Raw genomic sequence first — 11,648 nt, 5'->3', positions numbered from 1 at the left:
GGGGCGTCAGGGAGTTGCAGGTGCAGGCGTTCACCAGGCACCCGGGCGAGCTCGGTCTCGTCGAGCAGGTGGCCAGGCGCAACATGACCCGTGCCTCCCTGTGGAGGCGCCGGGCCGCCGGCGTGCGTGCCGAGGAGCGCCGGCACACCTCGCGGGCCGATGCGGTACGTGACGGCGGGTCAAGTACCGGCAGTCACCGGAAAAGGCACGCATGAGTACTTGACGGCAATATCGAGACTCATGTAGTGAGGGCTAGCTTCGAGCCATGGACAGCAGCCGAGTTCACTCCGCAGATCCCCACGATCCCATCGTGCTGACCGGCATCGGGTGTGCACTACCCGGCACTCCCGATGTCCACGCGTTCTGGAACCACGTCTCCACCGGGACCTCACAGGTGAGCCGGCTGGAACGGCCCGAGTTCACCGCTGCCGGGCTGCCCGTCCACGCGGCCGCGCAGCTCGACGACTTCGACGCCGCGACCCGGCTTCCGGACCTCCTGCCGGCGCACGCCGCGAAGTACAACCGCGACATCCTGGCGACGATGGCCGCCGTCACCGACGCGCTGAAGGACGCCGGGATCGCCCGGGGCCAGATCGCACCGGAACGGATGGGCATCGTCCAGTCCTCGTCCCGCGGCCCCCTGTCCTGGTGGCGAGAGACCATCACCGCCGGCCCCGGACAGGACCCGTACGCGGGCAAGGCCACCGCGATGTTCCGCGGACTGGCCGGCTGCCCGGCGACCCTGTCCGCCATCGGCGTCGGCGCCCGCGGCCTGGTCACCACCGTCAGCAGCGCCTGTGTCGGCGGCCACCACGCGATCGGCATCGCCCTGCGCGAACTGCGCTCGGGCAGCGCCGACGTCGTCCTCGCCGGCGGCCACGAGTTCCCGATCGCGCCCGAGGTCGCCCGCTGCTACCTGGCCCTCGGCGACGGTGTGCTCTCCCCCGAGGCCGACGACCCCGCCGGCGCCGTACGCCCCTACGACCGCGACCGGCGCGGATTCGCCCTCGGCGAGGGGGCCATGACGCTCTGCCTGGAACGCGAGTCGTCCGCCCGGGAGCGCGGCGCCCGGATCTACGCGCGGATCCTGGGCCACCGTGCCCTCAACGAGGCCCACCACGCCACCAGCATGGACCTGGTCGGGGACGTCACCGCCTCGGTCGTCGCGGGCGTGCTCGAGGACGCCGGGCGCAAGCCGGAGGAGATCGGCTACGTCTGCGGCCACGGCACCGCCACCCGGTACAACGACATCGCCGAGAGCCGGGCGCTGCGCCGTCTGCTGCCGCACCACGACGACGCCGGTCTGCCGCCGCACGGCTCCAACAAGCCCGTGTACGGCCACACGTTCGGCATGGCCGGGATCATCAACGTCGCCGCCACCTCGCTGATGCTGCACCACCAGCGGCTGGCCCGCACGGCCAACCACCTCAACCCGGACCCCGAGTGCGACCACGACCACGTGGCCGAGGGGCCGCGCGACACCGAGATCGACCTCGCGGTCTCGCTGTCCTTCGCCTTCGGCTCGCAGACCTCCGTCATGGCCCTGGAGCGCGCATGACCACCGTCCCCGAACGCCACGCCGCCCCCGCCCGCCCGGACGGGGCCCGGCACACCCCCTACCTGGCCGCCGGCCCCGACGACCTGGTGCGCCGCTTCGTCCGCGAGGGCGACCACGTGCACGCCGCGGCGACGATGTCCCGGCCCAACGCCCTCCTCAACGCGCTCTGCCGGTCCTTCGCCGGGACCCGCAGCCTCACCGTCAGCACCACCGCCGTCCACTCCAGCGCCCACGCGCTCGCCCTCTCCGGAGCGGTGCGCAAGGTGATCACCGGTTTCCTCGGCGACACCTACCCCTCGCCCCGCCCCAACCGCCTCTACCGCGAAGTCGCCGAGGGCCGGCCGTTCGAGGTGGAGATGTGGTCGCTGCTCAGCTACACCCAGCGCCTGATGGCCGCCGCGCTCGGCCAGCCCTTCGCCACCACCGGCTCGATGCTCGCCGAGACCGACCTGCGCCACGGCAAGGAGGGGTCCCTGCACCTGGTGCCGCACCCGGAGCACCCGGAGGACCCGGAGCGCACCGTCACCCTGCTCAGCCCGCTGCGCCCCCGCTTCACCCTCTTCCACGGCGTCTGCGCCGACCGGCGCGGCAACGTCGTGGCCTGCCCCCCGCTGGGCGAGGGCGCCTGGGCCGCGTACGCCGCCGCCGAAGGGGTCCTGGCCTCCGTGGAGGCGATCGTCGACGACGAGGTGATCGCGGCGATGCCGGACCGGGTGGTGATCCCGGCCGCCCGCGTCCTCGGTCTGTGCGAGGCCCCGCTCGGCGCCCACCCGCAGTCGCTGCGGACCGGGGGACTGGCCGGGGTCGAGGGCTACCTGGACGACTACGACTTCCTCACCGACACCGTGGCCGCCTGCAAGGACCCGCGGTCCGCCGCCGACTGGTACGAGAAGTGGGTCGGCGGGGTGGAGAGCCACGCCGGCTACCTGGAGCGCCTGGGCGGGGAACGCCGCGCCTCCCTGGTCTTCCCCGCTCCCCCCGGCACCGCCGACGGCACGGCGGGCCCCGACAGCGGGACGGACGTGTCCGGCCCGCCCACCGAGCAGGAGCAGCTCATCGTGCTCGGCGCCCGCGCGGTGGCCGACCTGGTCCGCGAGCGCGGCTACGACACGCTCCTCGCCGGCATCGGCACCTCCCACATGTCAGCGTGGCTGGCCGCCCGGCTGCTGGCGGACGACGGCGTCCGGGTGCGGGTGGCCGCCGAACTGGGCCTCCAGTCGATGGACCCCGAGCCCGGCGACGTCTTCCTCTTCAGCCAGCGGCACGCCGAGCGCTCGCAGATGCTGGCGGGCATCGCGGAGACGCTGGGCGGCGCGGTCGCGGCCAACCCCCGCTGCCTGGGGGTGCTCTCCGCCGCGGAGATCGACCCGGACGCCAACATCAACACGACGCTGTTGCCCGACGGCCGCTGGATCACCGGCACGGGCGGGGCCAACGACATCGCCTCCTCGGTGGACTGCGTCGTCGTCGCGGCCGCCTCGCCCCGCCGCTACGTACGCCGGCTGACCCACCTCACCAGTCCGGGCCTGCGCGTCCGTGACGTGGTCAGCCAGTTCGGGCGCTTCTCCCGGTCCGGTCCGGGCGCCGCCTTCGAGCTGACGAGCTGGCTGCCGCCGGCGCCGGGCCGCGGGCGCACCGGGCGGGACCTGCCCGACGACCCCGCGGCCGCCGTGCGCGACCTCACCGGCTGGGCCCTCACCCCGGCCGACGACGGCACCGGCACCGGCGCCGGCGCCGGCGAGAGCACGCCCGCCGCGGGCGTCAGCCGGCTCCTGGTCGAGGAGAAGGCCGTCACCACCGAAGAACTGACCCTGCTGCGCACCATGGACCCGGAAGGCTTCTACCGATGACTCCCACCGCCACCGTTCCCGACCCGGTGACGGCCGGCCGCCGCCCCCTGCCGCCCACCGCGATCGCCCCCGTGCGGCTCGCCGGCATCAGCCACTACTTCCCCGGCGAGCCGATCACCAACGCCCACTTCGAGCAGATCGACGCGCTGGGCATCGACGACGCCTGGATACGCGAGCACACCGGGATCGTCAGCCGCCACTGGCCGTCCGACGAGAAGGAGCGCGCGGTGGAGATGGCGGCCCGGGCGGTGGACGGCGCCCTGGCCGCCGCCGGCCTGGAGCCCGACGACATCGACCTGGTCATCGGCACCACCTCCACCACCCGGCCGCGGACCAACCCCTCCAGCGCCACCAACAACTACATGGACATCTCGCTGCCGCTCCAGCGGCAGGCCGGGCTGCGCCACGCCACCTGCTTCGACGTCACCTCGGTCGCCTGCGCCGGGTTCATGTACGCCACCGCCACCGCCGCCTCGATGCTCCCGGCCCTGGGAATGCGCAACGCGCTGGTGGTCTGCGCGGAGAACCCGAGCCCCATCCTGAACTTCGACTACCGCTACTCGGCGCTGTTCGGCGCGGGGGCCGCCGCGGCGGTCTGGTCGGCGGACACCGAGGAGCGCGGGCTGCTGGACGTGGCGCTGCACGCGGACGGCTCGTACTTCGACGCCTTCGACATCGACGAGAACGACAAGATGCTGATGCGCGGCCGGGAGGTCGGCGCGGTCGGCCCGAAGCTGCTCTCCCACGTGGGCCAGGAGATCCTGGAGCGCAACGGCCTGAGCGTCGGCGACGTCGACTGGTTCGTGCCGCACCAGGGCAACCTGAACATGATCAACCAGGTGTGCCGGACGCTGGAGATCCCGGGCGAGAAGCTCCTCACCAACATCCAGGAGCGCGGCAACACCTCCAGCGTCTCCATCCCCAGCTGCCTCTCCGAGAACATCCGCTCCGGCACGATCCGCTCCGGTGATCTCGTCGCGACCATCGGCATCGGCCGCGGCTTCAGCTGGGGCGCGATGCTCCTGCGGATTCCGTGAGCTCCGACGGTCCCACGTCCGCCAGGCGGTCCCCGGTCCCGGCGGCACCGCACAGTACGGGAAGACGAGAGATGCCCGACACCACTGCCCTGTGGCGCGAGAGCGGTCTGCGCCTGTCCGGATTCGGTCACTACTACCCCCGCCGTCTGGTCGAGAACGAGACGGCCGTGGATCCCGCCGGCAACGCCGTGGACGAGGCCGTCATCGGCCGGCTCGACGTACGGAGCCGCCATGTGGCGGACGAAGAAGAGACACCCGCGTACATGGGCGTGCGCGCCGCCCGGGCCGCTCTGGAGCAGGCGGGCGTCACGGCCGGTGAGGTGGACCTGCTGGTCCTCAGCAACTGGACGGACCGTCAGTTCGTCCCCGAGTGGGGCCCGCACACCGCGCACCTGCTGGGCGCGGACCGGGCGCTCGCCTTCGACGTGTGCGGGGCCTGCACGGGCTTCGTGCACGGGGTGCAGACGGCGGCGGCGCTGTTCGGGGCGCACAGCACCTGGCGCCACGCACTGGTCGTCTCCAGCGAGCGTTTCTCGCGCCGGGTGCGCCCGGGCAGCAAGGGCGAACTGATCGTGGGCGACGCGGCCGGTGCGGCCGTCCTGTCGCGCGGCGCGGAGCCGGGCGGGGGCCTGTGGGACTCGCTGCTGATCAGTGACGGCTCCGGCCGCGAGACGGTCACCGTCCACCCGCCCAACGGGTGGATCAGGAGCAGCCGCGATCTGGTCTCCGTCGCGGCCGACTCCCACGCCGACCTGGCCGCCCGGATGCTGGCCCGCTCGGACACGAAGATGGACGAGATCGACTGGGTGGTGCCGCACCCCGGGACCGGCCAGCTGCACACCGCCGTCCGCGAACGCCTCGGCATCCCCGGGGAACGCTTCGTCACCAACTACGAGACGCGGGCGAACACCGGCAGCGCCTCGGTGCCGATCGTGCTCTCCGAGATGGCGCTCGAGGGCCGGCTGCGGGCCGGGGACCTGTGCTACACGCCGACCGTGGGGTCGGGCTGGTACTACGGGGGGCTGCTCTTCCGTGTCTGATCACCTCTCGACGCCCGCTCCCGGCCGAAGCGCGGGGGACCGCGGGGCCGCCCTGGTCACCGGCGGCAGCCGGGGCCTGGGCGCGGCGATCGCCCGCCGGCTGGCCGCCTCGGGCCGGCACACCGTGATCTGCGGGCGCACCGAGGAGAGCCTGGACGCCTGTGTGAAGGCGGCGGCCGACGACGGGCTGGTGCTGCACCCCGTGCGGGCGGACGTCACCGACGAGGAGTCGGTGGCCGCCCTGTTCCGGCGGCTGCGGGAGGACGCCCCGCCGCTGGGCCTGTGCGTCAACAACGCCGGCAACAACTTCTCCCGCCGCCTGGTGAGCGTCAGGGAACGGCCCGACGGCCCGCCACTGCTCTCCCCGCACTCGCTGGCGGACTTCGAACGGGTGGTGACGTCCCTGCTCACCGGCACCTTCCTCGTCGGCCGGCACGCGGCGCAGGCGATGCTCGCGGCCGGCACCGAGGGGGCGATCGTCAACATCTCCTCCACGGTCCGCCACGGCGCGTACGGGCAGTCGGCGTACTGCGCGGCCAAGTCCGGGGTGGAGGCGCTGACCCGTACCTGGGCGACCGAGCTGGGCGAGTACGGCATCCGGGTGAGCGCGGTGGCGCCCGGCGTCATCGACGGCGACGCGCTGCGCCGCCGCTCGGCGGCGAGCCAACGGCACGCGGCCTACATGGCCGACCTCCGGCGCCATGTGCCGCTGCGCCGCTGGTCCGACGAGCAGGACGTGGCGGAAGCGGTCGCCTTCCTCGCGGACAACCCCTCGGTGACCGGCACCGTGCTGGAAGTGGACGGGGGCGGGCTGCCCGCCCGCGTCCTGCCCCCGGCGGACCGGAACCCGGCCCCGGCTTCGGCTTCGGCTTCGGCTTCGGCTTCGGAGAAAACGGAGAAATCGGCATGACCAGCGGCTTTTCCCCCACCCTGCTCGAGGGCAGGACCACTCTTCTGACCGGAGCGAGCAGCGGGATCGGTGCCGTGCTGGCGACGATGCTCGCCGCGCACGGCTCCCGGGTGGCGCTCCTGGCCCGCAGCGAGAAGGAGCTGCGCCTGCTGGCCGAGCGGATCGAGGCGGACGGCGGGCGGGCGGTGGCGGTCCCCGGCGACCTCACCGACGCCGACAGCGTGCGCGCCGCGGTCCGTTCGGCCGAGGAGCAGCTCGGCCCGGTCGACCGGCTGGTGCACTGCGCGGGCGAGGCCCGCAACCAGGCGTTCCTCTGCGACCAGGACGAGGACCAGTGGATGGCCACCCTGGACATCAACCTGCTGGGCGCCTTCCGGGTCGCCCGCGCGGTGGTGCCGGGGATGATGGAGCGCCGCGAGGGCAACATCGTGATGGTCTCCTCCATCGCGGGCAAGCGCGGGCTGCCGGCCAACACCTCGTACTGCGCCTCGAAGTTCGGGCTCAACGGCCTGACGCAGGCGCTCGCCTCCGAGCTGGGCGCCTTCGGCGTGCGGGTCAACGCGGTCTGCCCCGGCCTCACGGACAGCCCGGCCGCCACCGACGGCGGACGGTACGGCGACGCCTTCATGGCCGCCGTCGCCAAGCACCACGGGCCGCCGGACCTCACCTGGGAGCGGTACCTCAGGCGCGCGGTCAACAGCACCGTCCTGCGCCGGCTGGTACGCCCCGAGGAGGTGGCGGCCCAGGTGCTGTTCCTGCTCTCCGACCTCTCCGGCGGGATGACCGGGCAGGCCGTCGACGTGGACGCGGGGGCCCTGTGAGCACCGCGTACGGTCCGGACCGGGGCGGGCCGCCCCGGCCGGAGCCGCTGTCCGCGCCCGCGGCCCGCCCGTGGGCGCCCGGTCCCCGGGACGCCCTGGTCACCGGCATGGGCTTCTGTCTGCCGGGCGCGGGCGACGCACCGGTGCGTGACGCGAAACAGGTGTGGGCGGTCGCCTCCACCGGCACCAGCCATGTGGAGCGCGACGGTTTCCACCACGGCACGGTGCGCGGCGCCCGCGAGGCGTTCGGCGAGCTGCTGCCGGAGGTGCCCGCGCGCTATCTGCGCAGCTACGCCGAGGTCCACCTCTACGGGCTCGTCTCGCTGGCCGAGGCCTGCGCGGACGCCGGACTCGACCACCGCGCGGGCGAGTTGAGGGGCGCCGACGTGCTGACCGCCCGCGCCGGGGTGGACAGCAACTACGACAGCTACCGCGCCTGGCACGACGCCGACCCGGCGACCGTCAGCCCGGCGGACGCCAAGTCCCTGTTCGTCCGGCTGCTGGTGGCGGGCACCTCCAGCGATGTGGGCCCGGTGCAGGCCGCGTTGCTCGGCAGCACGGGGGCCAACTACACCGTGAGCTGCGGCTGCGCCTCCTCCTCGGTGCTGCTCGGCATCGCCCACATGATGATCTCCTCCGGTCGGAGCGACCTGGTGGTCGTCACCGGAGTGGACCGCTTCGACACCGAACGGGTGCTGCACGGACACCGGTTGCGGGAGGTGGTGGAGCGCGAGGCGGTGACGGTGCGGCACAACAGCGACCCGCCGGCCGCTCCCCGGCACGACCGGCCGATGCGCCCCTACGACGCCGCGGGCGACTGCATGAACTACGGCGACGGCTCGGTGACCCTGATCCTGGAGAGCCGCGAGCACGCCGAGGCGCGCGGTGCCCGGTCGCACGGGGCGGTCCTCGGCCAGGCGACCACGCGCGGCGGCCTGAACAGCGCGGTCGCCATCGACACGGGCGGCACGGGGCTGGCCGAGGCGGCCCGCCGCGCCCTGGGCGACCACACCTCGCCGGCGCGGATCCCGTACGTCAACGGCGGCGGCGAGGGCGACGCGCTGTTCACCCGTATCGAGTCCAACGCCGTACGCGCGCTGTGGGGCGAGAAGTCCGGTCAGGTGCTGGTGAGTTCGCAGGAGGCGTGCTTCGGCCACAGCGGCGCGCCGCTCGGCAACCTGGGCGCGGCGCTGACGCTGATGATGATGCGCGAGGGCCAGGTCTGCCCCACCGCCAACTGCGTCACCCCCTCGCCCGTGTGCAGCTTCGACCCGGTGCCCGGCACCAGCCCGCGCGCCCTGCGGTTCGACCGTGCGTTGAGCTTCAACTACCAGGTGGGCGGGGTCAACAGCGCACTGCTGCTGGGCGGTGGCGATGCCTGCTGAGACGCCTGCCGGGGCGCCCGTGCTGCGGCTGGCCGGTGCCGGGTTCGTCCTGCCCGGCCCGGACGGCCGCGCCTGCACCGACCTGGACACCTTCTGGCGTGTGGTGCGCGACGGGACGAGCTGCCTGTCGCCGTACGACCATCCCGAACTCCCGCTGCGCATCGCCGGGACGGTGGACGGCTGGGACCCGGAGGCCGAACTGCCCCTGTCGCAGCGGCAGATCAGCCGTTCCTCGCGGGCCGGCCTGCTGGCCACCGGGGCCGTGCACCGGGCCCTGGAGCACGCCGGCCTGAGCGCCGCCGACCTGGATCCGGAGCGCACCGTGCTGGTCGCCTGCTCGCTCCAGTTCGCCTTCCCGGAGACCGAGCGCTACTACGCCCTGGCCCGGGACAAGGGGATGGCCGCCCTCGGCATGGAGTACTGGCTCAACGGCACGCCTCCCAGCGTGGTGGGCACCGTGGCGTCCGGTCTGCGGCTGCCCTGCCAGACCCTGAGCGTGGCGGGTTCGTGCAACGTGGCGCTGCGCACGCTCCATCTCGTCCAGCAGATGTTCCGGTGCGGGGACATCGACCGCGCCGTCGTCGTCGGCGTGGACACCACCGTGGACCCGGTCTTCGTGGCGGGCACCAGCCACACCGGGCGCAGCGGTTACCGCGCCTCCTCGCTCTCCGCCGACCCCGCCGACATCCGGCCGCACGACGAGGTCCAGACCGGCAACGCCACCGGGGAGGGCGCGCTGGCCGTCGTCCTGGAGGACCCGGTGGCGACCGGGAGCCGTCCGGGGCTGCTGCACCGCGCGCATCCGCGCACCTCGCGCAGCAACGGCCCGTCCACCGTCGCCACCGGCCCGCCCGTCAACGTGGTCGCGGACGTCCTGGCCACGCTGGCCTCCGCCCGCAGGAGCCTCGCCGACGTGGCGTTCGTCAACGACTACGCGGACGGCAACCGGTTCGTCGAGGACCACCTGTGCCAGGCGCTGCACGGGGTGCGGGAGGCGACCGGGTACCGGGGCGAGGTGCGGCTGACCAACCAGGAGGCGGTCTTCGGCCATGTCGCCGGCACCGGTGGCCTGGTCAAACTCCTCGGCAGCCTGCTCATGCTGCACCACGGCCACATCGCCCCCAGTGCCAACACCCTCGTCCCCTACCCGGGTCTGCCGGCCGATCCGGTGCTCGCGGGCGGCCTGGCGACCGGCGGGGACAGCGCTCTGGTGCTCGCCTCCGGGGCGGGCGGCGACGCCACGAGCATGGTCATCGAATACGAAGGCGGCGACTTGCCATGACCCACGTTCACCACACCGCCCCGCGGCCGGGGACGGCCGCGGGGCCGGACCCGCTGCGGGCGCCGATCAGCACCCGGGTGTCCCTGGACGCCTCCGGGGCGGGGGACGACGGCGCCGCGGCCGGAGCCCTGTCCGCGGCGCTGACCGCCCTCGGCCTCGGCCCCGCGGCCCCGGACGCCCCCGCGCCGGGCCCCGCCCCGGCCGCGTACTGCGCGCTGCTGCTCGGCGAGGAGGCGTACGGCGCCGGGCGCTCGCCCGGCCTGGACCGCGCACGGGTGCGGGCCGCCGCGCTGGCCATGGCGGCGGCGGGCCGGGGCCGCCTCGTCCTGGTGACCGACGCGGCGGGCGAGACGCACACCGGCACCGACCCCGACCGCCACGCACGGCTCGCCGCCGACCTGGCCTGGTGGCAGCACCTGGTCACCGAGGTGGCCGGGCACGGCGTCACCGGCAACACCGTGGTCACCGGCTACTGCCCCGGCCTGGGACACCGCCTGTCCGCCGTGGCCGAGGCCGGGCTGCTGCGCCATCTCGTGCAGCGCCGCCCCACCACGGCCGCCGATGTGGCGGCCACCGTCGCCTTCCTGCTCTCGCAGGGGTGCTCGTACCTGGTCGGCGAGACCCTGCGGGTGGACGGGGGCGCGGGGATCGGCCGCATCCCGTCCCTGCCCCCCGGTCCCCCGACCGCCGTCCCCGCGCCGCGCCGCGGCGCCCCGCAGGACCCCTTGCCGCCGTCTCCGGTCACCGGCCAGGACCTGTCGGGCCACCGCGTCCTGGTCGCGGGCGCGAGCAGCGGCATCGGCCGGGCCGCCGCCCTGCACCTGGCCGGGCGGGGGGCCGACGTGGTGCTGGCCGCCCGCCGCACGCGGGCGCTGGAGGAGGTCGGGGCCGAGATCAGCGCGCTCGGCCGGCGCGCCTGGCCGCTGCGGTGCGACCTGTCCGACGCCGAGGACGCCGCCGCCCTGGGCGAACGCGCCTGGAAGGCGGCCGACGGCGTCACCGCCCTGCTGTACGCGGCGGGGCACCTGGGGTTCAGCTCGGTCGGCGGCGATGCCGCGTCCGCCGCCCGGACCTTCGCGATCAACCTGTACGGCTTCGTCGCCGTCACCGAGTACCTGACGGCCCGCTGGCGGGACGAGAAGGTGCCCGGAGCGGTGGTCGGGGTCTCCTCGGTCAGCTCCACGCTCAGCCCGGTGGCGGGGCTGGAGTACTACGGGGCGAGCAAGGCCGCGATGGCGCAGTACATCCGCTGTCTCGCGGTGTCGGTGGCACGCCACGGCATCCGCGCCAACTGCGTGGCCCCCGGCATCATCGAGACGCCGATGGGCGACGCGGCGGGGCCGGAGCACCGGCGCGGCTGGATCAGCCGGATCCCGGCCGGGCGGGTCGGTGAACCGCGTGAGGTGGCGGCGGTGCTCGGCCATCTGCTGAGCGGCTCCGCCGACCGGATGACCGGCGCGGTGCTACGGGTGGACGGCGGCTTCGGCCTCGGAGACGTGGCCCCGCTGCGCCCCGGCTTCCCGGGCCCCACCGAGGAGGGCCGATGACCACGCACCGAGGCACCGCCGACACACAGACCGGCGCGGAAGCCGACGCCCGGACCGACACGACAACCGACGCGGAAGCCGACACGCGGACCGGCGCGGAAGCCCACACGCAGACCAGCGCAGAAACCGCCACGACAACCGACACGCAGACCGGCGCAGGAGTCGGCGCGCAAACCGGAGCAGGAGCCGCCACGACAACCGGCACGCGGACCGGCACG

At 74.4% G+C, this 11,648-nt stretch carries 10 protein-coding genes and 1 pseudogene; all 11 read left to right on the top strand.

What is annotated here, in order from left to right; genetic code table 11:
• Positions 1-215: hypothetical protein (locus ACWEQO_RS19605; protein ID WP_452984607.1), on the top strand; the 215-nt coding region annotated here is incomplete at its 5' end.
• A gap of 95 nt (positions 216-310) precedes the next feature.
• Positions 311-1,558, top strand: coding sequence for a beta-ketoacyl-[acyl-carrier-protein] synthase family protein (locus ACWEQO_RS19600; RefSeq protein WP_361460980.1), 1,248 nt, complete (start codon positions 311-313; stop codon positions 1,556-1,558).
• On the top strand, positions 1,555-3,408 hold the full coding sequence (locus ACWEQO_RS19595; protein ID WP_452984597.1) for a CoA-transferase: 1,854 nt from the start codon (positions 1,555-1,557) through the stop codon (positions 3,406-3,408). Before ACWEQO_RS19600 ends, ACWEQO_RS19595 begins: the two co-directional genes overlap by 4 nt.
• Positions 3,405-4,445, top strand: coding sequence for a ketoacyl-ACP synthase III (locus ACWEQO_RS19590; RefSeq protein ID WP_361460974.1), 1,041 nt, complete (start codon positions 3,405-3,407; stop codon positions 4,443-4,445). The genes ACWEQO_RS19595 and ACWEQO_RS19590 overlap by 4 nt, the downstream gene beginning before the upstream one ends.
• Positions 4,446-4,516: 71 nt before the next feature.
• Positions 4,517-5,485 carry a ketoacyl-ACP synthase III gene (locus ACWEQO_RS19585; RefSeq protein ID WP_452984594.1) on the top strand — a complete coding sequence of 323 codons (969 nt, stop codon included), beginning with the start codon at positions 4,517-4,519 and terminating at the stop codon, positions 5,483-5,485.
• A complete protein-coding gene (locus tag ACWEQO_RS19580; protein ID WP_452984592.1) occupies positions 5,478-6,395 on the top strand; it encodes an SDR family NAD(P)-dependent oxidoreductase in 918 nt (305 codons plus the stop codon). The genes ACWEQO_RS19585 and ACWEQO_RS19580 overlap by 8 nt, the downstream gene beginning before the upstream one ends.
• Entirely contained in the window at positions 6,392-7,216 is an 825-nt protein-coding gene (locus ACWEQO_RS19575; protein ID WP_361460967.1) for an SDR family NAD(P)-dependent oxidoreductase, read from the top strand. The genes ACWEQO_RS19580 and ACWEQO_RS19575 overlap by 4 nt, the downstream gene beginning before the upstream one ends.
• Entirely contained in the window at positions 7,213-8,601 is a 1,389-nt protein-coding gene (locus ACWEQO_RS19570) for a beta-ketoacyl-[acyl-carrier-protein] synthase family protein (RefSeq protein WP_452984590.1), read from the top strand. The genes ACWEQO_RS19575 and ACWEQO_RS19570 overlap by 4 nt, the downstream gene beginning before the upstream one ends.
• Entirely contained in the window at positions 8,591-9,883 is a 1,293-nt protein-coding gene (locus ACWEQO_RS19565; protein ID WP_452984588.1) for a beta-ketoacyl synthase, read from the top strand. The genes ACWEQO_RS19570 and ACWEQO_RS19565 overlap by 11 nt, the downstream gene beginning before the upstream one ends.
• A complete protein-coding gene (locus ACWEQO_RS19560; protein WP_452984586.1) occupies positions 9,880-11,430 on the top strand; it encodes an SDR family NAD(P)-dependent oxidoreductase in 1,551 nt (516 codons plus the stop codon). Before ACWEQO_RS19565 ends, ACWEQO_RS19560 begins: the two co-directional genes overlap by 4 nt.
• Positions 11,427-11,648 (top strand): annotated as a pseudogene (locus tag ACWEQO_RS19555) (hypothetical protein); the annotation flags it as partial. The gene ACWEQO_RS19560 and the pseudogene ACWEQO_RS19555, both read left to right, overlap by 4 nt.

This window comes from Streptomyces sp. NPDC004051 (genome assembly GCF_053604275.1).
This window is presented reverse-complemented; position numbering and strand designations above follow the sequence as displayed.

Coding starts and splice junctions, on each gene's coding strand:
- ACWEQO_RS19585 (WP_452984594.1), top strand. CDS start 4,517: ATGCCCGACACCACTGCCCTGTGGCGCGAGAGCGGTCTGCGCCTGTCC.
- ACWEQO_RS19560 (WP_452984586.1), top strand. CDS start 9,880: ATGACCCACGTTCACCACACCGCCCCGCGGCCGGGGACGGCCGCGGGG.
- ACWEQO_RS19565 (WP_452984588.1), top strand. CDS start 8,591: ATGCCTGCTGAGACGCCTGCCGGGGCGCCCGTGCTGCGGCTGGCCGGT.
- ACWEQO_RS19590 (WP_361460974.1), top strand. CDS start 3,405: ATGACTCCCACCGCCACCGTTCCCGACCCGGTGACGGCCGGCCGCCGC.
- ACWEQO_RS19595 (WP_452984597.1), top strand. CDS start 1,555: ATGACCACCGTCCCCGAACGCCACGCCGCCCCCGCCCGCCCGGACGGG.
- ACWEQO_RS19575 (WP_361460967.1), top strand. CDS start 6,392: ATGACCAGCGGCTTTTCCCCCACCCTGCTCGAGGGCAGGACCACTCTT.